The sequence below is a fragment of the Streptococcus sp. 2021WUSS109 genome (genome assembly GCF_044427305.1).
Lineage (GTDB): Bacteria > Bacillota > Bacilli > Lactobacillales > Streptococcaceae > Streptococcus > Streptococcus suis.
Genome location: NZ_JAOTGF010000004.1, coordinates 46484 through 70451 on the forward strand (window position 1 = coordinate 46484; position 23968 = coordinate 70451).

Consider the following 23968-nt stretch of genomic DNA (forward strand, 5'->3'; position numbering starts at 1 on the left):
ATGGTCCAAAAACGGAAAGAACTCGACCTAGACCGAGTCCTTTTTACTACTCATTTGAAATCTCTATTCACGCACAGACTACTGATATATAAAGTCCCGCTGTGAACCAAGATCATCGAGGTCTACAAGCGGTATTTCTAGTCAAGGACCTCAATAACTGGTGTGATTTGCTACTAACGCCTATCCTCCCCCAAGCGTTACCACCTCCAATAGAAAGAGCCCTATACCGCTTGTGCTCGAAACAATTGATTGTCCCTCATATTGTACCTATCAACTCTATCTTTGGTAATATCTCTAGTCTTCATTGAATAGCAAGTCCGTTCGACCTGTACTATTTCAGATATTTAACCATCAGTTTAACATTATGTTTGTACATGTCGATAAAGGTATCCCCTTCCTCGCCTTCTGGTGCCAAGGAATCTGAGAACAACTCCTTACCTTCGCCAGTAACAACTTCAACCTGACCACCTTTGGCTTTTACTGCCTCTTGCAATTTCTTCATGCGTTCTGGATTGGTTGTAGACTCTGTAAAGATAGCCTTGATATTATGGTCGATGATTAGGTTAACTGTCTCAATCATGTCACTGTTAGCCACTTCTGAGTCGGTGCTCACGCCTTGAGGAGCATAAAGAGTGAAGTCATAACTAGCAGCAAAGTAATTAAAGGCATCATGTGGTGTTACCAAATAGCGACTTTCTTTTGGAATCACACTTAATTCTTTTTCTACCCAGGCATGCAAATCATCTAGCTGCGCTTGGTATTTTTCTGCATTTTTCTGAATCATCTCAGCTTTAGCAGGTAAGAGTTTTTGTAGTTCCTCTGAAGCTACAGCTACAGCTGACTTGTACAAGGGAATTGAAAACCAGAAGTGCGGATCGACAATCTCTTCTCCATCCTCATCCATCGTATTCAAGTCTTTTGCATTAAAGTTTTTAGAAACAGCTACTCCGGTCTTCTCCAAAGCTTCAACCATTTTACCTTCAAAGTGCAAACCGTGGTAGAGAACAAGGTCAGCCTTTTGTAATTTTGATAAATCACTAGATTTGGCTACGTACAAATGAGGGTCTTCTCCTGCTGGAATCAGCAAATCACGTTCCACCTCATCGCCCGCCAACTGATAGACCATGTCATTGAGGAAGGAAGTAGTCACAGCCACCCTTGGCTTACTAGAGCCTTCTGTGGTTTGCGATGGACGACAAGCTCCTAGTCCTATTAGGGACAATAGCAGAGCAAAACTGAACAATATTTTCTTCATATAGGTTCTCCTTTTATTTTTATTAAGCATACCTAACTTTATAATTAGATTAATCTAAAAAAATCATTTTGTCAACTGATTTTTAAATTTTTTGATATAATAGTCTCAGTAGAAAGCGAGTTCTCATGACACCAAACAAAGAAGATTACCTAAAATGTATTTATGAACTGGGTCAATTAGACCAAAAAATTACCAATAAACTCATTGCAGAGAAGATGGCCTTCTCCGCACCAGCCGTTTCTGAAATGCTCAAAAAAATGGTAGCCGAAGAACTCATTTTTAAGGATGCCAAGGCAGGTTATCTCCTCAGCCAAACCGCCCTCGAAATGGTAGCTAGCCTCTATCGCAAACACCGCTTGATTGAAGTATTCTTAGTTGAGCAACTTGGCTACTCCCCAGAAGAAGTACATGAAGAGGCTGAAATTTTAGAACACACCGTTTCAGATCACTTTATCAATCGCCTAGACCTGCTACTGGAACAGCCCCAAACTTGTCCTCACGGGGGAAGCATTCCTCAAGCAGGACAACCGCTCATCGAACGCTACCAGACACGGCTGTCACAGCTAACTGAGACAGGGAACTACCGGCTTGTCCGCATCCATGACTTCTATCAACTCCTTCAGTACTTGGAACAACATGAATTAGCTGTCGGTGATTTACTAACCGTCACAGACTTCGACCACTTTGCCCAAACCATCACCATCCAGTACAAGGACAAAGAGCTCGCCGTCCCAACAGCCATCGCTCAACAATTATTCATCGAAAAAAGCAATCGCCCAGCCTAAACAAGCTGAGCGATTTTTTCTTCTAAAATTAATAGTTACCTCTTTTTCAAATTACGGAAAATAGATCTGGCTGCAAAAAATAGTTGCCCACATACATACACTAACCCAAGTAGGAAACCTATATAAAAACAGCCCAATAGAAAATGAGGGTTATAGGTTAAAGGCTGCAAGACAAACATGAGAATCCCTACCAACCCCCACCGCATACCCCAGGTCATCTTTCTCTGGATAATCCACTCCAGCCAATCTTCTCCAACTGAACTTCTGGTTTCCAGATACTCTTGATTAAGGTCTTGAAAAATTTTTCTCATATTCTCGCTCACCTCATCCTAACTTCAAAGCATAAACTACCACTTTGTGACAATATTATTATAGCACATTGTTTTCAAATAACCAATACTGTCGAAAAAACCAACCTACTTGGGCTGGTTTTCTTGGAGTCGCTCTTTTAGGCGACGACGGTATAAAATCTGCGATGGAATGAAATAAAGAAAACTTGCCAAAATAATCCAACGTTTATCTATTCCACTAAAGTAAATCACTAAAATCAAAAGAAACGCAGTCGTCAAATAAAAGAAATGATTTTTGAGCAATTTTTTCATAGCAGCCTCCATACCTATTTTTTCAATATTAGTATATCAAAATACACAACTAGAGTACATACCATTGCCAAAAGTTTTACTTATTTTTCGTATCCAAAACAATGGTCACCGGCCCATCATTGACCAGACTGACCGCCATATCCGCCCCAAAAACGCCCACTTCAACAGGCACAAAGGCTGACAGGGCTTGGTTAAAGGCATCATAGAGTTGGCTGGCTAGGGCAGGAGCTGCCGCTCCTGTAAAAGCAGGGCGATTGCCCTTTTTGGTGTCCGCAAAAAGGGTAAACTGGGAAATGGATAAAATCTTGCCCCCTATATCTTGAACGGACTTGTTCATCTTACCTGCCTCATCTGAAAAAATCCGCATATTGACGATTTTTCGAACAGCATAGTCCAGGTCTTCCTGGCTGTCATCTGGTCCCACACCGACTAGGAGCAAGAGCCCTTGTTCAATTTGCCCATGGATACTTCCGTCGATGGTCACACTGGCCTGTGATACACGTTGTAATACAATTTTCATCTTATCCGTTGGTCCTTTTCACTGAGTAAACTTCTGGCACCGACTTGATCTTGTCCACCAGACTGGTCAAGGTTGCCAGGTTGGAAATACCAAAGGAAACATGGATGGTCGCAAACTTCATATCCTTTGTTGGCTGGGCATTGACCGAAGAAATGTTCTTGCTGGCATTGGTCAAAACCTTGAGAACATCGTTGAGAAGACCTGAGCGGTTGAGACCGTAGATGTCAATGTTTGCCATGTATTCCTTGGTCGAATTCTCATCCTCCCAGTCCACATCAATCAGGCGGACATCATAGTTTTCCTGACTCTTGAGGTTCATACAGTCCACACGGTGAACAGCCACCCCACGCCCCTTGGTGATGTAGCCGACAATTTCATCGCCAGGTACTGGATTACAACATTTGGCAATCCGTATCAGCAAGCCTGACGCCCCCTCAATGACCACACCACCTTCGTGACGGATTTTCAGACTATCTTTGTTGTCGTGTTTGACTTCGCCACCGTTGACCAATTCATCCGCGACAGCTTTGGCCTTAGCCCGCTCAGCTTCGCGACGCTCTTTTTCTGTCAGACGGTTAAAGATTGATATAGCAGAAACTTCTCCAAAACCAACTGCCGCAAAAAGGGATTCATCGGTCTTATAGCTGGTCTTTTGCAGGACCTCATCCATGTGGCGACGGTCCAGGTATTGGTTGGGAACGTAGCCGTTTTCTTGGAGTAGGTTCTGAAGCATCTCACGCCCTTTTGAAACAGACAATTCCTTGTCCTGATTCTTGAAGAACTGCTTGATTTTATTGCGAGCCTTGTGAGTTTTAACCAAGTTGACCCAGTCACGACTTGGACCGAAAGAGTTGGCAGAGGTGATGATTTCCACCTGATCGCCTGTCTTAAGCTTGGTCGTCAGAGGAACCATACGGCCGTTGACCTTGGCACCTGTCGCCCGCTCGCCGACCTTGGTATGAATTTCATAGGCGAAGTCAATCGGTACGGAGTCCTTAGGCAGTTCACGCACAGCACCATCTGGCGTGAAAACGTAAATACGCTCTGTAAAAATATCGTCCTTGACAGAATTTACAAAGGTTTGCGCATCCCCAGCTCCTTCTTGGAGTTCAATCAAGTTGTTAATCCAGCGCAACTCTTTTTCGCTGGCAGTTGCCTTGCCACCACGCTTGTAAGCCCAGTGAGCTGCCACCCCGTATTCCGCCACCTGATGCATTTCCATGGTCCGAATTTGGAACTCGATTGGACCTCTCGGTCCGTAAACCGTGGTATGAATAGACTGGTAGCCGTTAGCTTTTTGGTTGGCAATGTAGTCCTTGAAGCGACCTGGCATAGGTTTCCACAATTCATGAATATACCCTAACATAGCATAGACATCGCTCGGAGTATCCATGATACAACGAATGGCAATCAAGTCATAGAGTTGATCAAACCGCTTTTTCTTATCGTGCATTTTGCGATAGATAGAGTAAATGTGCTTGGGTCTACCGTAAATCTGACCATGTAGATGGCGCTCCTCGGTATACTCTCTTAGCTTATCAACAACTTCATTGACCAACTCTTCCCGTTCACGGCGCTTCTCATTCATCATGCGCGTAATCTTGTAGAACTCAACTTCATTGAGATAGCGGAAAGACATGTCTTCCAATTCCCACTTGATTGAAGAAATACCTAGACGGTGGGCAAGTGGTGCATAGATTTCCATTGTTTCACGTGAAATACGTTCCTGCTTGTCCTTGCGCAAGTGCTTAAGAGTCCGCATGTTGTGCAAACGGTCGGCTAATTTGACCAGAATTACCCGCATATCTTGAGACATAGCAATCAGCATATTTCGGTGGTTTTCAGCCAACTGCTCCTCATGAGACTTATACTCAACCTTACCCAGTTTGGTAACACCGCCGACAATATGGCGAACCTCTGGACCAAATTCAGCCTCCATATCATCCAAGGTTACATCCGTATCTTCAACCACATCATGTAAGAAACCACAGGCAACCGTCACAGCATCCAGCTTGAGTCCTGCTAAAATACCTGCTACCTGGATCGGGTGTACAATATAGGGCTCGCCCGATTTACGAAATTGGGACTTGTGTGCCTCTGTCGCAAAATCTAAAGCTTTCTTGACAAATATAACATCTTCTTCCGGTAAATAGGTGGCTGTCAAGGCAACCACTTCCTCCCCAGTGTAGTTAATTTCTTTCATATCTCTACTCTTCCTCTTATATTTCCTACTATTCTACCATTTTCACGAAAAAAGAAAAAGGAATCTAACATAAGACTACTAATTACAAACAATCTAACCCAGACTCAGATTCAACGAACGTTCCTTTTTTCATTGTTTTTCTTACTATTTTCACTTATTTTTCAATCAAACGTTCAGAATTAGTCTTGAATTTTATATTTCTTAGCTGTATAATGATTGTAGAAGATTATTATAAAAAAGAAAATGGAGGATTCTTATGAATTTTCGTTTCAGTAAGTGTGCCGTAGCACTCACACTAGCTCTCTTAGCTGCAAGCAATCCAAAATTAGCTCAAGCCGAAGAGATTCTCAATACAACTCCAGCTTCTTCAACAGAAGCAAGTCAGGCTGTACCAGTTGAAACTGACACCACAGAGAAAGCTGATAATACAGAATCTCCTGCTCCAGCCACTACCGAAGCTGAAAATCCAAGCTCTTCCGAGACAGCTGAAACTAGTGATCCTACGAGCGAGACAACTGACACAACTGCTTCAGAAGCACGCACGGTCACTCCTGCTGCAACTGAAACCAGTCAGCCTGTTGAAGGACAAACTGTTGATGTTCGCATTCTCGCAACAACTGACCTCCATACGAACTTGGTCAACTATGACTATTACCAAGATAAACCAGTGGAAACGCTGGGTCTGGCAAAAACAGCTGTTCTTATCGAAGAGGCAAAAAAAGAAAATCCAAATGTTGTATTGGTAGATAATGGAGACACCATTCAAGGTACTCCTCTTGGAAATTACAAGTCTATCGTTGATCCTATTGAAGAAGGCGAACAACATCCTATGTACGCCGCCTTAGAGACGCTGGGATTTGACGTCGGCACACTTGGCAACCACGAATTTAACTACGGCCTTGCCTACCTCGAAAAAGTAATTCGTACAGCCAACATGCCTCTAGTCAATGCCAATGTCCTCGATCCGACTACAAAAGACTTTCTCTACACCCCTTATACCATTGTGAAAAAGACATTCACAGACACCGAGGGTAAAAAGGTTACACTAAATGTCGGTGTTACAGGGATTGTTCCCCCTCAAATTCTCAACTGGGACAAAGCTTATCTAGAAGGAAAAGTGTTTGTCCGTGATGCAGTTGAAGCCGTTCGCGATATTATCCCAACCATGCGAGAAAATGGCGCAGACATCGTTCTGGTCCTTTCCCACTCAGGTATCGGCGATGACCAATATGAAGTCGGCGAGGAAAATGTCGGTTACCAAATCGCCAGCCTAAAAGGAGTTGATGCGGTTATCACAGGTCACTCCCACGCAGAATTCCCAGGAACTGCCGAAAAACCAAGCTTCTACGCTAAATATTCTGGCGTGGATGATACAAATGGTAAAATCAACGGTACTCCTGTCACCATGGCGGGTAAATACGGTGATCACCTCGGCGTCATCGACCTCAATCTGGTCTTTAAAGATGGCAAATGGACAACTACTTCTAGCAAAGCGGCTATTCGTAAAATTGATACAAAATCATCTGTAGCAGATGGTCGCATCATCGACCTTGCTAAAGAAGCTCATAACGAAACCATCAAATATGTTCGTCAACAAGTCGGTGAAACAACTGCTCCTATCAACAGCTTCTTTGCCCTTGTTCAAGATGATCCTTCTGTACAGATTGTTAACAATGCACAGATTTGGTATGCAAAACAACAGTTGGTGGGGACTCCAGAAGCTAATCTACCAATCCTATCTGCGGCTGCACCATTTAAGGCTGGTACTCGAGGCGATGCTTCAGCCTATACAGACATTCCTGCTGGCCCAATCGCCATCAAGAACGTAGCAGACCTTTACCTCTACGACAACGTTGTAGCCATCTTGAAAGTCAACGGTGCCCAACTCAAAGAATGGTTGGAAATGTCCGCAGGTCAATTCAAGCAAGTTGACCCTAGCTCAACAGAGCCACAAAATCTAGTCAACACAGATTTCCGCACTTACAATTTTGACGTTATTGATGGAGTAACCTATCAGTACGATATTACGCAACCAAATAAATACGATCGTGATGGTAAGGTAGTCAACGAAACTGCCAGCAGAGTTCGGAATCTGCAATACAATGGACGAGATGTGACAGCTGATCAAGAATTCATCGTTGTGACCAACAACTACCGTGCAAACGGTACTTTCCCTGGGGTTCGCGAAGCTTCTATCAACCGCTTATTGAACCTGGAAAACCGCCAAGCCATCATCAATTATATTATCGCTGAAAAAGTTATTAATCCTACAGCAGACAATAACTGGACCTTTACAGATAGTATCAAGGGACTCGACCTCCGCTTCTTGACAGCAGATCGTGCGAAAGCTCTAGTTGCTGACCAAGAAGGTATTGTCTACCTACAGGCTTCAACTTCCAGCGAAGGGTTCGGTGAATTCAAATTCGTCTACACTGAACCTAAAGTAGTGACTCCAGATGAACAGCAGTCAGATCAAGGTAATACAGGTCAAGATATTGTACTCGAATCTGGTCAACGAATTACTCTTCCAGCGGTAAATCCACCAGCTCCTGCTCCACAACATAAATTGGCTAGTCCACATTCACAAGCGAGCACCAAGACACTCCCTGCAACAGGAGAAGCTACCTCTATGCTTAGTCTGCTTGGTCTCACTTTGATTGGTTTTGTCGGCGCATGGACTAAGAAAAAAGAACATTAAAATAGACGAGACTGAGCAAAAACTAGTCCTTGTTCAAGCCTCATTGCTTTTGACTCGTCACGAACCTCTTAATACTCAATGAAAATCAAAAGTAGCCTAGGAAACGAAGTCGAAGATAGAACTCTGTTACTATCTTATTTCAAGGTAACAGGCTGAAAACCTCCACTGGAGCTTTTCACTCATCAAGGCTCTTGACAACGGATAATTTTGATTTTCGAAGAGTATAAAGAGGCGTTCGTACGACTTGCCACTATACCAATACCCTTTTGCATTCAATAAAAAAACACAGATAGACTCAAGCTGATTTTGATGAAATCCAGCTAAGCTGTCTGTGTTTTTCTTTTGCTCCCATTGTTTTGGACTAATTTCTTAACCAATTTTCGTTAATACTCAATGAAAATAAAAATCAGACTAGGCGACGCAGATGCAGATAGAACTGAAGTTCATCAAATCAAGTTAACAACGTCTGCTTTTGATTTTCGAAGGGAGTGGGAAAGAACTCGACCAGTTTAAAAAGAGTTCGTCTTCCCACCCCCGCACAGTTGATTAGGTCAGATTTGGAGTGTGAAACACGAACAAATCTGCCAATCAACCACTGCGCTGAGATGTTGACACGAACTCTGAGAAGCGAGGCTGGACTTTCTGCCCAGCCTCACTAGGAGGAATCCTATCTTTGTTTCAATCCCCTTTTGACCTCTGCGTACGCCAAAAACACCCTTCATCCTACCAAATACAGGTTCTAATAAAACGGTAAAGGATATAAAGCAACAAGACCCAACCAAATATCGTCAGGTAAAATACAAGACTGAATGAATATTGCTGAAACTGCTTTATTTCACGTTGACTGGTCTGGCTCACTTCATCAGCTTCCTCTATTACATCTGATTCGCGATAAGCGTTGACTAACAAGCGATAATCAAAAGGAGGAACTAGTGGATCACATGTCAACAAGGTTATCATATCTTGACTCTCAACAGGTAATAACTTTTGCCAATCTGTTGCTTTTATCACTTCTGTATTTTTTACCAAATACGTCAGCGTCCTCCCACCAACCTCAATAAAAATCTTATCGCCTTCTCTCAACTCTGACAATCGGAAAAATCTGAGATCATTGTACCAACTACGGTGACCGGCAATGACACTTCGTCGACCTATTCCACCTATAGGTAAAGCTGTTCCTATAACAGAAGCAACTCCATCATTTAAATGTTCACTGGTTGCTCCAACATAAATAGGTTGTCGAATTTCAATTTTTGGAATACTCAAATAACCAATTGCCTCATCCATTAATTCAGAAAATAACACATCGGTACTATTTGAATCATTTTTCTCTGCAAAGGGATCAACTGTGGGTAAGTCACCACCACTAACCTGTTCCCCATAAGCCTTAATTTCTTCGAGTTGCTCTGTCGAAAAGAATTTAGAATTCCTACGATAAGACTGATACTGTTGGAAAACTTGAAACTCCTGCACTGACATATTTGTCAGTAACACTAAAGGAAGCAACAAACCAACCAACATGAAAATATATCCTATTCTTTTCATCATTTCATTTCCCCCTTTTGATACTTCTTCCTACGGAGAAGATAGAGGATAATAACAATCACTACTATGATTAATAGGGCTACCAAGTAGGATAGCGTTAGCATATCCAAAAAGAATGCCGGTTTTTGCTTGATGGCAACTTTCGGCTCATAAGGAACGCGATGTCCACGTACCAACAAACGATGGCTGTTAATCATATAAGGAGTACAGGTTAGCAAGGTTGCATAGTCTTTTCCGTTTTGAACTATAACAGGATCAAAATTATTCGGTTCAACAACTAAAATCTGGTCCACCTCATAAGCCAATACCTCAGCTATATTATGAATGTAGAATTGATCCCCGACTTTTAAATGATCGAGGTTGGTAAATAGCGAAGCATTAGGAAGACCACGATGCGCCGTAATCACAGTATGAGTACTTTCTCCACCAACTGGCAAGGAGGAACCTTCCAAATGCCCCGCTCCTTTTTGTAATACTTCCTCAGTTGTCCCAGCGTATATAGGAATTCTCTCGTTGATTTTCGGAATTTCTACAAAACCAATTTTCTCCTTCACCTCAAGCATACGAGCGTATTCCACTACCCCAGCCTTCTCTTCTTCTGTGTAAGGATCTTGCAATTTGTGAGGTTCCAAGGTCTGGTTGTAGGCCCTAGCATGCTCCAACCTTTTCAGAACTTCTTCACTCGGTAACTGTTGTGCTTGTTCATAAAATGATTGGATTTTATAATCAGAGTCATAACGATAATAATATTGAGAAATCCACGGATACAGCGTCACTACAAAACCAAAGAGAAATAAAAGCTTCAAGAGTATGGACTGTTTAGATATTCCCTTTCTAAGTTGTGAACGTTTCATCATTACTCGTCACTTTCTTTTTATTTTTCCGTCTTTTTGTTAATAAGAAAATCAGTAAAATACCGACAAACATTCCGAGCGCATAAAGAAGATAACGAATAAGAATACGCTTCTCTGCATTTTCAGACGCTTTGAGATGCTCTTCTGCAACATAAGGAATACGATGACCGCGTACCAATAAACGGTGCGTATTCACCATGTAAGGCGTACAGGTTAGCAAGGTTGCATAGTCCTGCCCAGGCTTGACCAGCAATTCCTCAAATTGAGTTGGTTCAGCAACCACTATTTGATCTACTTCATACGCTAATGTTTCTACGATATTGTGAATGTAGAAAGTATCACCGATTTTTACCTTCGTTAAGTCTGTGAATAATCGAGCTTTGGGTAAACCTGTATGAGCCGTTAAGACAGTATGGGTATCGCTCCCCCCAATCGGTAAGGATGTTCCTTCCAAATGCCCTACACCTTTTTGAAGAACGGTCTCAGAAGTTCCTGCATAAACAGGAAGCTTGACCTCAATTTTTGGAATTTCAACATAACCTATCTTTTCATGCAATTCCAGCATCCGTGCATACTCTACCCGTCCAGCTTCATGTCGTGATTTGATATACGGATCCTCCGAAACCACATTATTCAAACTCTCATTAAAAGCTTGAGCCAAATCCATTCGTTCCTTAACCTCCTCAGAAGCTAAGGTCTTCTTTTCTTGGTCGAAAGAATTAGTCAGCTGATCCGATTCATATCGATAATAAAAATTAGAAACATGAGGATAAAGTAAAATCCCAAATCCAATCAAAAATACCAAGTAAAAGGGGATATTACTTTTCTTTTTTTTCTTTGTAGTTTTTCCCGATTTTTTCTGTATCATAATCCGAACTTCATTATTCTTCCATTGTCTTTCTACTGCATTGCAAAGCTAATACTCAATGAAAACCAAAAGTAGCCTGAGAAACGAAGCCGAAAACAGAACTAGAGTTCATCAAGGCTAGTTGACAACGGATAATTTTGATTTTCGAAGAGTATAGAATCCCCTACATTCTTGCTTTTATTATACCATAATCCAACTTTAAAACGAAAAATCCCATTGCCCCAGATTCAACCTGACAATGGGATTTTCCCTCTATTCTAGTCTGTCAAACGTTATCGCTTAGTATAAGTTACCAAGCGATAACCTAGCAAGAAGAGCAAAATACCGGTAGATAAAACTGCAATCACCACCACATTTCCTGTATATGGAATTTCAATTCCAGGAGGTGTAACAGGTTTATTCTTAATCTTAATGATCTCGGACACATGTGAATCCGAGGTTATTTCAAAAGGAATCGTATCTTGAGATAAAATGTAGCCAGTAGGGGCCTTGACCTCTTTTAAGTAGTAAGTACCATAAGGAAGAGGACCTACCACAAACTGACCATTCGAACTTGAAGTGACGTGATAAGAATTGCCGTCGACTATCACTTCCTTCAATTCTCCGCCTACTTCCTCAAGAACCGCAAATTCTGCCCCAGATAAAGGGGCGGTGCTGGTTGATACCTTTAAAAATGGCTTACTACCCTTTTCTTCGCTAGGTCTCCTAACCTTAGCCTCAATCTTTGTAACACCTCTACCTACATTCATCAAGAATGGGATAACTTCTAGACTCGTAGGCTTTCCTACTTGCCGAACATAATACCATCCCTTGGTCAATCCTCGAAAAGTGACTTGACCTTCTGGAGAAAGAGCTTGAGAAGAAATTGGCTCACCATAGAGACTGGTCAACTCAGACCGACTTTTTTGGTATAAAGAATCTGCCAACTGTTCAGAAGAAACGGGTTCTTCTGAAGCGATGTACCAAGCCTCCAAACCCGTCGAAACTTGACTGGCATCTATTCCATTAGGGAAAGGAATATGAACCTGAACATCAAAAGAATCTTGTGCTTGGAGTGAAAGCGAGGGCAATGATAATACACACATTATAGCGACAAGGCAACATATTATTTGTCTTACTGTTTTCATCTGCCCCTCCTTTCTAGTAATAATTAAGCTTCTTCAGATTGACGCTTTTTCATCGCGATAAAGGCAAATACCATAGTACTCAAACCTACAATTGTGAAAACAAGTGTACCGATACCACCCGTTTGTGGAATGGTTACTTTTTTGTTTTTCACTTGTTGGAAGTTTTGAGCAGTAATATCATCTGTTTGCCCCCATGTATTTGGACCTACAATAAATTTCACAGTTGTAGTAAGAAGCGCATATCCTTCTGGGGCTTTTGTTTCAATAAGTTCATATTGACCAGCCACAAGACCTTTGACTTCAAACTTACCATCTGTTGATGATACGAATTTAAAAGCACCATCTTTACTATCTACCCAAGTCCATTGCATGTTCATTGCTTCGTACGCTGCATCGCGCAAAGCTTTTTTCTGATCAATATCAGTAGCTTTTTCTTTGACGGCTGCAATATAGGCAGCTTCTTTTTGGGTATAATCTGAAACTTCTGCATCTTTTGTAGCAGTCGCTTTCAAAGCAAGGTATTTCTCTTCGCCCTCTTTACGAACAATAAACTCTGCGCCGAGCAGTTTCGTACTAGCATTCAATTCCTTATCATCAGTCTTCACAAAACGCTTACCATATGTGATAACTTTTGGCTCTTCTGGCTCAAGCGGAGTTGGGTTCGGGTTTTTCTTATTTTTTACATTAATAGTTCCAGCAACTCCATTTTCATAAATAGGAAGTGAACCTAAAACACTTGTTTCCTCGACAACGATATATTTTTTATTATTATCAAGATTACCTAATTTCCCTGAGGTAACATTTTCTGTAAGCTCAATTTGACCAACACGTACACCAGTATCTTCTTCATAGACACCGAATATAACTTTCGTTTTATTTATGCCTTCCCAAGTTTTTTCAACAGTGATTTCGCCATCTTTTGGTGTTGTTGATTTTGGTTCAGAGAACTCGCTTGGACGGTTACCGTAGATCAATTTAACCTTGTTAGGGATTCCAGAATCAACTTTAGCTGAGTCATTTAAAGTAGCCTTGTAAGTCAAGGTAAAGTTCACTTCACCTTCCTTTGCTTTTTCTTCCAATCTCGCAAGGCCATCAGGATTCAATTGCACCATGAACCCACGTACAGTTTGTGTCAAAGTGTAGTCTGTAATTTTTTGAAGGTTAAGACCTTTATCATCTGCGATTTGTAATGAGTCTAGCTTGAAGTCAAGACCTTTAAGCATGGTATCTTCCCAAGCAAATGTCTTATATGCTGCGTCCTTAGGAACTTTTGTTGTAATAGTGTAACCAATTTCTTGACCGATTTCAACATTTTTTACACCATTATCTCCAATATTTGCCTTATCAGTGAACGCTTTTGTGATTTCAGGTTTGTTTTCAGTATTCTTTGGATACACATGAAGAGGAGTTTTGGTATCAAAGTATCCAGAACCATCTGTTTTAGCCTGTGGCAATTCAAGCTTGAATGGTACAGCCTTCATACCAGTTAATTCACTACCATTTTGGTTGTAGTATGGTGACTTTTCTTTATCTTCAGTGAAGATATAAATCCCATTAGCTAGAGTGAATGTTGCACCATTAGCTGTTGTTTCAACACCGTTAGAATAGTTTGTAGCAAGTTTGTAGTTATCATTATCACCAGCAATACCAAGTTCAACACCTGTCTTAGTACCATCGGATTTTGTCTCGACTTTTTGCCATACTTTGAAGTTTACTCCCGCAACTTCCACAGCAGAATTACCAAAATAATTCTTCAAATCTCCGATTGAATTACCATTATATTTGGATAAATTTTCTTCATAAGTAAATTTATTGAAATCGTCATTATTCATTACGATTTTGTGAACAATAACGGTTGTGCTAGCCGTATCTTCGGCATGGACTAAGTGTTTAATATTTATCAGTGAACCGAGCACCGTTAGGAACACAGTAAACACTGAAAATAATTTCGTCAATTTTTTCATTGTATACTCCTATTTTTTGTTTCTTATTTTATTTACATTAGGAACTATCTAGTATATTTCCGACGTTGCTCAACGGCAAAAGCAATGAACATCATCACCCCCCCTAATGCAATATATGGAATGATACCCATACCACCTGTTTTCGGATATTCTCCTTTGCGGAGGTTTTTCACAATAATCAGGTGATTGTCCATATTGTCTAGACTGACGAGGTCCTCTCCATCTTGGATAGAGATAGCCCCATCTGCACCAATATTAATATGGAATTCTTTCTCAATCTTTTGATAACCGTCAGGGGCTACTATCTCTTTCAAGATATAGGTTTTCCCTACTGCTAAATTGTCAAAGAGGACTTCATCCCCTGTTGTAGTCGTTGTTTTTACAACTGCTGTCGCTTGAGGATTGTCACTTTCTCTTAGTTCAAACGTTGCTACAAGACGTTGCGTAGGATCGCTATAAGACCGTTTAGCAAGTTTGATGTGGGTTGTTTGTTTTGTATTCTTCATGTTAAAGAGAATAACATTGTCACCATCTACCCTTTCAGCTAAGGTAACCTGATTATCTCCATTATGAAGTTTGGTCGTTCCATCATGGTTTATCTGGAAACGGTATTTCTTAGGATTTAATTGATATCCCGTTGGCGCAACAGTTTCTTCCAAAATGTAGTAACCAAAACTCAAAGATGTTTCAAAGAGACCATTTTTCGTCACACCACTAGCAACTTCGGTATCCTCAACACCATCGTTGTTTGGATCGCTGTAAATTTTAAATGTTGCACCATTTAGAAGGTGATTCTCGTCACGATTATCTGTTTTTTGGAGTCTGAACTTAAATTGCTTGAAGTTCTTGATGGTGATCTCAAAGGTAGCACCTTGTGACGTATCAACTGTCACCATATTCGAATCTGACTCTAAAATTTGTAAGCTACCATCTGGTCGGATTTCAAATTTGGTATCTTGTAATTGATTAACAGGGCGATAGCCTCCCGTAGGAACAACTGTCTCTTTCAAAATATAGACGCCAACTGGCAAGTTCGAGAAGGTGATACTGTTGTCAGCGCTATTTGTATCCCCCTTCATATTAACACCATCAATTACAACTGGATGACCAGCCTCTGTAACAAGTTCAAAGTGCGCATTTAAACCAAGAGTCGGATGGTGATAATCACGTTTTTTGATTTTAAGATTGTACCTACGCTCGTTATTTTTCACTTTAATGCTAATCGCATTTGCAAGAGCACCACTAACACCAGGTAAATCTGTTACACTAACCGAATTAGTTTGACTTAAAACTCTAAAACGTGTCACAGCTTTCTGTTGCGTTACCGCATAAGCTTGCGTTGTTTCGTATAACTCCAACAATACCGGTGCACTCAAACCGTCATAACCTTCTGGTGCTTGTGTCTCTACAAGAACATATTTGCCAAGCGCTGTCGCAGTTAATCGTGTCAAACTGCTTTGACCTGTAAATGTTAAGGTTTGTACGAGATTGGTATCGTCAAGAGAGGTACTTGATACAGTTGCCTCTGTTGTACTATCGTCAACTTTATAGAGCTTAAAGGTAACAGGTTTTGAGATTTGCTTGTTATTCGCATCTACTTTCTCGATTTTGAACTCTGGATTTTCGATGTTACCGATTTTAATAACATTAGCGGCAGCATCACTTCTACCTGCTTCAATCGTTTGGGTAGCATCTCGAACACTTACCTGCAATTCTCGGATTCCCAACCATCTATTCATTCCCGTCTGTAGATTCCGTACACGAATGTATTGAGCATAGATATCTACAGTCTGAGTAAGGTCGGTCTCGGTGAAATTACCAATTGATTGATAGGTGATACCATCCGGTGAATACTCAAGGGCATAGCTATCCATTTTGTCATGGTCACTACCGTTTGTGGTATTTTTACCTTGAGCAAAGCGAATTTGCGTTACGCGCTGAGACGAACCTAAGTTCACTCCCCACCATTGTCCTTCATTCAAAGTCGAACTTGAGAGTTGGTACAAGGCACCGGTTGTCAAATCACTGTCCAGCGCCTTATCTTCTGTACTATAGCCATAGGTAGAGGCCATAGCAATCTCTGCAGATTTTATCACATGCAAACCACTTGCTATGTGACTACTTATATCCGAGTCAGAGTAGAAACGGACACTGCCATCCCTATTAACATAAATCGTGTAGTTTTCTGTCGATTTGATATAGCCAGATGGGGCTTGTGTTTCTGTCAGAGTATAGACCCCAGGCTGGAGGTTTTCAAAAACAAAGTCTTGGTTTGCAGCTTGCTGTTTGACAATGGTGATGGTCGGATCGTCATTCTTTGTCAAAGTAAAGGTCATTTGTCCAGTGATAAGGTTGGTCAAATCACTAATCCCTTTAACACGCTTGCTAACTTTGAATTTACCGAGTGGATAGTTCTTGACTTTTATCGTAATCGTATCTGGCGAGCTTGTCGTCACATCAATACCTTCAAGATAATCACTATTCACTTCTACTATACCATCTGCCCGAATAGTGAATGGTACCAAACCTGATAAGCCGATATAACCCGATGGAGTTTTTTCTTCTTTGATATAGTAAGTTCCTGGGGCAAAGTTTTTAGGGAAGCTGAACTCTCCATTGTCAAAGTTTGCAATTTGCCCATCAATTACATTCCCTTGGCTATCCGTAATACCAATACGTGTCTGCACAGTTACTTTCTGTCCAGTCAGTGCATCAATTTTCTGCACTTTAACTTTATAAGTTGGAGGGCGGTTAATAATACGCTCACTAGTACCAGATTCAAAACTGATAGTTCCAGTCTCAGATACCATAAATCGTGCCGCAACTGTTGTTAACTTACTATAACCTGCTGGCGCACTAGTTTCCCAAAGTTCATAGGTTATACCACCTTGCAAGTGGTCCACACGGAGCTTGCCTTGACTATTTGAAGTTAAGCCTGTTAGAACTCGTTTGTAGCCTGTTTGGGTTATCTGACGAAGCTCAAACACTGCATCTGCGAGTGGCTGACCTTGCTCATTTACCTTGGTGAACTCAGTACTAAAGTCCTCGTCAACAACATTTATACTAAAGTTTCCGTTGACAACTTCTACCGCTCCCGTCTGTGTATTGGAAGTGTCTGTTAATTTACGTACTTTTAACTCTCCATTTTCCTCATAAACCTCAATATCAAGAGGAGGAATCGTTTTATAACCCGCAGGAGCTTTTGTCTCCGTCAAAGTATACATGCCTTTTGCGAGGTTAGAGAAAATAAACTGACTTGCGGGAAGAACATCTCCTATTGTGACATCATAATTTCCACCATTTTTACTCTGCAGTCTAAAGACAGCCCCTTTCAATGGCTTACTTTCACCAAATTCAAATTTATTGATTTGAAGTGTAGTTGATTTAGTATTAACAACTTCTGTTGGCTTATTGACATCGTATTTTTTCCCATCAATGGTAATATTTTGATTATCGGTTACAACAATAGTGTGCTCTGTCGGATCTAAGATATAGCCAGGTGGTGCACTAGTTTCTTTAAAGGTGTAAGTACCAGCTAAGAGTTCTGAGAAGGTGAACTCACCATTGGCACTACTTCGAACTGTTTGATAAGGTCTCTTATTAGCATCGTATATGGTGAAAACTGCACCTTCAAGGGCTTTCTTTTGACCATTTTCATACGCAACTTTTTTCAGCTTTAAACTGTACCAGTCTGTCGGATAGGCGCCACCACGTGCCGTAGTTTCTGCCGCACGACGGTAAATCTTTTGAGAGCCCGTAGTTCCACTAAAGTATGCCTTTTGAGCAGCATTGTAGTAATAACCACCATTGGTCGCGCTACCTTTTCGCATCTTGATACGGGCAACAAGTGCCTTATTTTGAAGATTTTCATAGTAAAACTCAAGTGTATGAGTAGAAGTAAAACCATCAAACGATAAATCAGACGTACTCTCTTGCTTAATGTAAACTGCTACACCAATTGATGTGCCTGGAACTTCGTAGTGATACTGAGTATGTCCGTTTTTGGTAGAAGTTCCTTTAAAGGTCATTTTCACCGGATTAGTGTAGGAAGCTGCTGCGGTCGCATCTGCAACATAAAACTCAATATCCTTCCCTACACTCTGGTCAGTATTCCCATAGGTATATAAACTCATCTGTGGATGGATAAAATCCCAAAACTTCCTACCTGATGATGTATGATTTCCACCTGCATTATAAATCAAGTCCCACTTGATATAGTCCTGCCCTTGTTCGTACTCATACTTGTTTACACCATCAAATTGGTGAAGATCTCCTTGACGAGTTCCATTATTTGTAGCATTGAGCGTACCAGTCGTCGTGACTGTCTTATCACTATAAGAAAAAGAACTGCCTGAATAACTTCCTGTAAAAGTCAATTGCTTATTTAATATAGTTGAGCGGAGATTTTCCCTCTCATACCACTTTGGCAAAACAGGGTTAGCACCTATAAGATAAGGACCTCTGAAAGAAGTATCATTATTTTTTTGAATGATGTTACTTGGTTGACTTCCGATTGTATACCAACCGCTATATTCTGAAACAGAGTAAGCATTCTTCGTCAAGACAAACTTAAGTTCTCTTTCCTTCGTATGATAGACCTTCGCAATCTCTCGACCGTTCTTATCATAGACTGGTGTCCACTCTCGATTTGGATTGGCTGGGTGATCCAATTTTAGTTCTTCTGGAATTTCAACTGTAAAGCTATCACCTTCTTGAGCAAAAGGTGGGATTTTAAACCCAAGTTTCAACGATCCACTAAATCCCCCCCAAACAGTACTACCACTTCTGTACTTAATGTAGTTAATATCAATTGGCTCAACAGAGGTAATCCCATAATTGGTAGGAAGCCCCGAGGAATCTGGCTGGATAGTTGAAGACTCGTCTTTCTTGTTATTAAAAAGATAAGTCAGGCTTTCGAGATCAAATATAGCAGATGTTAGGATGTAACCATCTGGTACAACCTCATTTACTTCGTAAGGAATCCGCTTCTTCGTCGCTGTCGAACCTGTCCCTGAAAATTTAGGAACATCATTTACCGTAATGGCTGACTGATCTGCAGACAGTGTTTGGGTTTGATTGATTGTTCCACCAGTTATTTTAAAGGTAGTAGTCACTGGTGTAGCTTCGTTCACCCAATTCTTCTGGATTTTTATATCACCTTTCAACGCCTCCAGTTGTGCTCCTGAAATGGTGTGATTAACTTTTTCGTCTTTCACATTTGTCACTGTCTTAACCAAAGCGACCGCACCTGCCGGAACATCCGTAACTGTAATTTGATTATTTGTCGGTGATACAATAGTTGCAGAACTTTCCGTGTAGCTACCTGTTGTAGTCGGCGTATAAATGTAAACTGTATAATTATGAACTGCCTGTGAATTGTCCAAAGCAACATCAAATGTAAAACTTTGGGTTGTCGACGTATCATTTAGTTGTGAACTAGTCCATTCGATGACCTTATCGTCATTATCACGATACTTACCAATTGTACGATTGGTATTGGAAGTATTGACCGTATCTACTTTTAAGTCCCCTAGAGGACCACCATCATTTTTAGCTGGAAGCGTAATGGTGTCTGCTGTTGATAAGGTACGTGTTTCCGTCTGAGTTAAGGTAACTGATGTGCCATTATAGGTAAGCTTGCTACCCTTTGGAGCATTAACAGTTACTTCCGACCGATAATCCAAACTATAGTTATCACTTGGAATCACCACAGGAGTCTCAATCGTATAGACATACGTTCCGTTTCCAACTGGTAAATTATCGGTAGCTGACTTAAAATTGTCGAAATTTCCGTAGTAAGTCGTATTGGGCGTTATTGCAACTCCATCCTTCATGATAGAAGTAATTTTAGGTTCACCCAAACCAGAGTCAGTTGTTGTTGAGAAGGCATTTCTAATGGAGGTGATATTGCTATTGGCACCGCCTACCGTAGTAGTGTATTCCCAAATGATTTTTGTGGTATTGGTAGTTGGGTCAACCACTACCTCTTTCTTCTTCAAGACACCATCTTGTGAATAGCTTTGATAAACACCTGGAATTGAAATTGTAATAGGTTTAAAAATGTATTTTATGTTTGACTCTTCACGCGTGATGGTTGTTGTTTTATTCCCGAATACGGTGGTCGTTGTAGTGGCATTTGCATTTCCTGTCACAGTAGGATTATCAAATAATGAAGTATCAAGTAGCGAACGTGCTACTCTCGCTGAACGCGGCATCAAAGATGAATCCAATATTGAGTTCAGCATAAGTCCTTCTAAAGGATTTTTAGGGAAGTTGCTAATTGAGACATTTTGTCTTGATTGAGCTACTGTTAACTCCACTACTTCTTTTGTGGCAGAAATCTCATAACCATCTATGGTAGATTTTTGAATTATCGCATAGTTTCCCAACGGAAGATTTGAAATCGTTAGGAGACCATCTTTATCTGTATGACCAGTATAAACAAGATTTTCACTTTCTACATTACGCACCTCAAATGTAGCACCTTCGATAGCTTCATTTTCAGCATCCTCAATGCCCTCTTCTTGTTCAGAACTAGATTTTGTTAATTTGATACAGATAACTCCTCGTTGTTCGACCAAAGCATCCACCGCTTGCTCTGACTCTGGAACTGTTGAACTTCCTTGTGATTCTGGATTGTCAGGTACATTTTCTTTTGTTTCAGAGACAGGTGGGTCTTGAGAAGGACTTACTACATTGACATCCTCAGTAGATGAAGGCTTTTCATTAACTTGAGAATACTCCTTAAAGACACTCGGTTCAGCTTTAAAATATGCGATATGTTCCGCATCTACTACCGCTACTAACTCCCCCTTAATAACCTCACTGACCTTGGTAAAACTTAAAGTCAGACTTACATTATCTGCCGAATAATCCAATTCTGTTGTTGGCAGCAGTCTATAGGAATGGTAGTTTTCTCCATACACTGGAAGTTCTTCTACAGTCTTTGACAATACATCTAATTCATTTGAAAGAGAGCGTTTTTCTGTCTCACTCTTTGTTATAGCTAGGTCCTTCTCGTTATATGACTCATCTAGTTTCCAACCTTTTTCTAAATCATTTTTCTTTAACTCTAGCCCTTTTTGAGTGATAACTACTATACCTTTTTCGTTAAAATTCTGTGTAGCTAAACTCTGCTTATCTATTGTAATTTTTTGACCTATAGTCTTTGGACTAGACAACGATTCTACTAACTCAATATTTAATCTATCTTTGTCCTCCTTTTTGTCTTCGATATAGGTGCGTCTTATTGTTGAAGCACCATCGGTCGACAAACTTTCTGCCATGATATACATCGCATCTGTAAAACTATACGTGCATAGAAAAAAAACTGACATTAAACTAGCTAATTGAACTGCTTTCTTTCTAAATTCTATCATCTCGTACTCCTTGGTTTGTGTCTAAATCTGCTAAAGTTGAGATACAGGGACATTATCTTTTTCGGTTCTAAATATAAACAAAATCAACTTTAATACTTATTAAGCTTACATGAAATTGATAGTTCAAATACCATTATTTCAATGCACTATAATATAAATAGCAATCGCCGTAAGTTCCCTGCAATCTTCCTCTAGTTTTCACTTTTTACAATAACACTTACACAGATTTTTTCCATATACAATCTTACTTGATTTCCCTCTAAAATCAAGCGACATTCAGCAATAAACACAGAAAAAATAGAAAAAGAACATCTGGAAATGACAAAAGTCACCTTAATATAAAAATGACCATATTTCAAAAAATATGCATCACACCATATTACATTTCAAACACTGACTCTCTAATGAGTCTAGGACAAAAAGATTTGTTTTTTTGAAATACCTCATCTGGTCATTCTACCGATTGATAAACAAAACAAAAAACGAACAATACTAGTTTCTAGATACCTTAAAACTAATTTTGTTCGTTTTTATATACAAATTTTTAATTTTTCTCAAAATCATTAATAGACTAATTTTAGATTCGATTGAATAAAAGATGTAGCTTAAATATTTCGGCGACGCTATTTCTGTTGCCAAAAACTCGGATTTGTGAGCTATTATATATAAGTCTGTCCTAAATTGTTTTTCTTGATAAAGAATTCCCGAACTACTTAAAAAGGACTTTTTACCTTTTTAGCCTAATATGCATGAAGAAAAAATTACTCACGGGCAATCTAGCACAAATAATAGCGCAGCTAGGTAAAAAGTACAACGCCACTTCTTTAAGTTAGTGTCAATATCTCAGTGCAGTAGTTGATTGCTCTAGCAATCTGAGAGAATTGCTTGAGGTTAGAAATTGAACAAACAAAGTTTGTGCCGAGACAGCCCAAGAAACTGTTTCAGCCTGACCCTAGAAATCAAAAGTGAGGTAAAAAAGTTGGATATAGGATTTGTAAAAAAAATCACAGCAATTCGTATTTTATAGTCTTTTAATTTACTTTTAGTACGAGGCAATGAGCCGCAGGCATAACTGAAGTTAGGCAAGGCGAGTTAACGAAGTAATAAAAGAAAAACTAAATAACGATACACTCCAAATCTACCCTAATCAGCTATGTAAGAATGAGAAGACGGACTCTACTAGGAATAGTCGTCTTCTCATCCTTGCCTGGTTCTTAATTCCATTATTGAAACCAATCACCATTTAACTATCTATACCCCAATAATCAAAGGATTCTAACAGGTTCAAGAAAGACTCAAACATTCCCCATCGTCAGTCCCGACCGATGCCGTTCTTTCAGTAAATGGCCAAACCAAGATCCTAGCAAACCTGCTAGGGCAATGGCCAAGGTATTTATAATCGTCCCTAAGGCAAACATGGACTACCTCAACAATTCCGTCGCATAACTAATGGTCGAAAGAGCATAAAGCGGAGCTGTTTCCGCCCGGAGAATGCGAGGACCTAGGCCTGTCTTGACCGCTCCTGCTCCTTCGAAAGCAGCTACTTCCTCAGGCGACACGCCACCTTCTGGACCGACGATGACAAGGACTGATTGGCCGATTTCTAAGCCAGACAAGATTTTCACTAGATTGGCTTGTTCACCTTCTTTTGCAGCCTCTTCGTAGGCTAAGATAATCTGGTCAAAGCCTGCTAGTTGAGCTAGGAAATCCGATTTTTTCTCAAACAAGCGAACAGCCGGAATGCGATTGCGTTTGCTTTGCTCGGCTGCGCCTTGGGCAATTTTTTCTAACTTTTCTGCTTTTTTTGCCAGTTTTTTACCGTCCCATTTGACCACTGACCAGTCCGCTGGAAAGGCCCAGAGGGCTGCCATGCCTAATTCCGTTGCCTTTTGGGCGACAAATTCGAGCTTATCTCCCTTGGGAAAGCCCATGGCTATAGTGACGGAAACAGGTAATTCGACATTATCTGTCAGTTCTTCGATGATTTCAACAGATTGGTTCTGGCTATCTACCACGCGCGCCAAGCGTTTGATACCATCGTCAAAGACGAGGACAATCTGGTCATCTGCCTGCAATCGCATGACAGAAAACATATGCTTGGCGGTGTCCTTATCGCTAATCGGGAACACGCCCTGCGGTGCTCTGCCATTGACAAAATACTGCTGCAT

The 23968-nt window shown here is 40.6% G+C and carries 15 protein-coding genes; 2 read left to right on the top strand and 13 right to left on the bottom strand.

Going from position 1 to position 23968, the window contains the following annotated elements; translation table 11 throughout:
* Positions 1 to 331: 331 nt before the first annotated feature.
* Positions 332 to 1255: a metal ABC transporter solute-binding protein, Zn/Mn family gene (locus ODU37_RS02325; RefSeq protein ID WP_013730650.1), complete on the bottom strand. Its 924-nt coding sequence runs from the start codon at positions 1253 to 1255 to the stop codon at positions 332 to 334.
* 125 nt (positions 1256 to 1380) lie between these two features.
* Between ODU37_RS02325 and ODU37_RS02330 the strand changes: the two genes are divergently transcribed.
* Positions 1381 to 2040, top strand: coding sequence for a metal-dependent transcriptional regulator (locus tag ODU37_RS02330; protein ID WP_105105628.1), 660 nt, complete (start codon positions 1381 to 1383; stop codon positions 2038 to 2040).
* Positions 2041 to 2075: 35 nt separating this feature from the next.
* Here the strand turns inward: ODU37_RS02330 and ODU37_RS02335 are convergent, their stop codons facing one another.
* The 4 genes from ODU37_RS02335 to ODU37_RS02350 form a co-directional block, all read right to left on the bottom strand.
* A complete protein-coding gene (locus ODU37_RS02335) occupies positions 2076 to 2351 on the bottom strand; it encodes a hypothetical protein (protein ID WP_248041018.1) in 276 nt (91 codons plus the stop codon).
* Between the two features lie 105 nt (positions 2352 to 2456).
* Positions 2457 to 2642, bottom strand: a complete 186-nt coding sequence (locus ODU37_RS02340) for a hypothetical protein (RefSeq protein WP_024384320.1) — start codon at positions 2640 to 2642, stop codon at positions 2457 to 2459.
* 76 nt (positions 2643 to 2718) lie between these two features.
* Entirely contained in the window at positions 2719 to 3162 is a 444-nt protein-coding gene (gene dtd, locus ODU37_RS02345) for a D-aminoacyl-tRNA deacylase (RefSeq protein WP_044772759.1), read from the bottom strand.
* 1 nt (position 3163) lies between these two features.
* Positions 3164 to 5365: a bifunctional (p)ppGpp synthetase/guanosine-3',5'-bis(diphosphate) 3'-pyrophosphohydrolase gene (locus ODU37_RS02350; protein ID WP_024414546.1), complete on the bottom strand. Its 2202-nt coding sequence runs from the start codon at positions 5363 to 5365 to the stop codon at positions 3164 to 3166.
* A 256-nt stretch (positions 5366 to 5621) separates the two neighbouring features.
* Here ODU37_RS02350 and sntA point away from each other — a divergent pair, with 256 nt between their 5' ends.
* A complete protein-coding gene (gene sntA / locus ODU37_RS02355; protein WP_249562304.1) occupies positions 5622 to 8063 on the top strand; it encodes a heme-binding protein SntA in 2442 nt (813 codons plus the stop codon).
* Between the two features lie 723 nt (positions 8064 to 8786).
* Here sntA and ODU37_RS02360 read toward each other — a convergent pair.
* The 8 genes from ODU37_RS02360 to ODU37_RS02395 all read right to left on the bottom strand — a co-directional run bounded on the left by ODU37_RS02360 (position 8787) and on the right by ODU37_RS02395 (position 23968).
* The gene (locus tag ODU37_RS02360; RefSeq protein ID WP_024386688.1) at positions 8787 to 9611 is read right to left on the bottom strand and encodes a class C sortase; all 825 of its coding nucleotides are present in this window, start codon (positions 9609 to 9611) and stop codon (positions 8787 to 8789) included.
* On the bottom strand, positions 9608 to 10465 hold the full coding sequence (locus ODU37_RS02365; RefSeq protein ID WP_044671427.1) for a class C sortase: 858 nt from the start codon (positions 10463 to 10465) through the stop codon (positions 9608 to 9610). Before ODU37_RS02365 ends, ODU37_RS02360 begins: the two co-directional genes overlap by 4 nt.
* A complete protein-coding gene (locus ODU37_RS02370; RefSeq protein WP_249562305.1) occupies positions 10443 to 11330 on the bottom strand; it encodes a class C sortase in 888 nt (295 codons plus the stop codon). The genes ODU37_RS02365 and ODU37_RS02370 overlap by 23 nt, the downstream gene beginning before the upstream one ends.
* Positions 11331 to 11602: 272 nt before the next feature.
* Positions 11603 to 12457 carry a prealbumin-like fold domain-containing protein gene (locus ODU37_RS02375; protein ID WP_105243026.1) on the bottom strand — a complete coding sequence of 285 codons (855 nt, stop codon included), beginning with the start codon at positions 12455 to 12457 and terminating at the stop codon, positions 11603 to 11605.
* 23 nt (positions 12458 to 12480) lie between these two features.
* The gene (locus ODU37_RS02380; protein WP_193441372.1) at positions 12481 to 14421 is read right to left on the bottom strand and encodes an isopeptide-forming domain-containing fimbrial protein; all 1941 of its coding nucleotides are present in this window, start codon (positions 14419 to 14421) and stop codon (positions 12481 to 12483) included.
* 44 nt (positions 14422 to 14465) lie between these two features.
* The gene (locus tag ODU37_RS02385) at positions 14466 to 21800 is read right to left on the bottom strand and encodes a SpaA isopeptide-forming pilin-related protein (RefSeq protein ID WP_249562306.1); all 7335 of its coding nucleotides are present in this window, start codon (positions 21798 to 21800) and stop codon (positions 14466 to 14468) included.
* A gap of 1295 nt (positions 21801 to 23095) precedes the next feature.
* Positions 23096 to 23218, bottom strand: coding sequence for a membrane protein (locus tag ODU37_RS02390; protein WP_044678450.1), 123 nt, complete (start codon positions 23216 to 23218; stop codon positions 23096 to 23098).
* Positions 23219 to 23221: 3 nt separating this feature from the next.
* Positions 23222 to 23968, bottom strand: a complete 747-nt coding sequence (locus tag ODU37_RS02395; RefSeq protein ID WP_249562307.1) for a 16S rRNA (uracil(1498)-N(3))-methyltransferase — start codon at positions 23966 to 23968, stop codon at positions 23222 to 23224.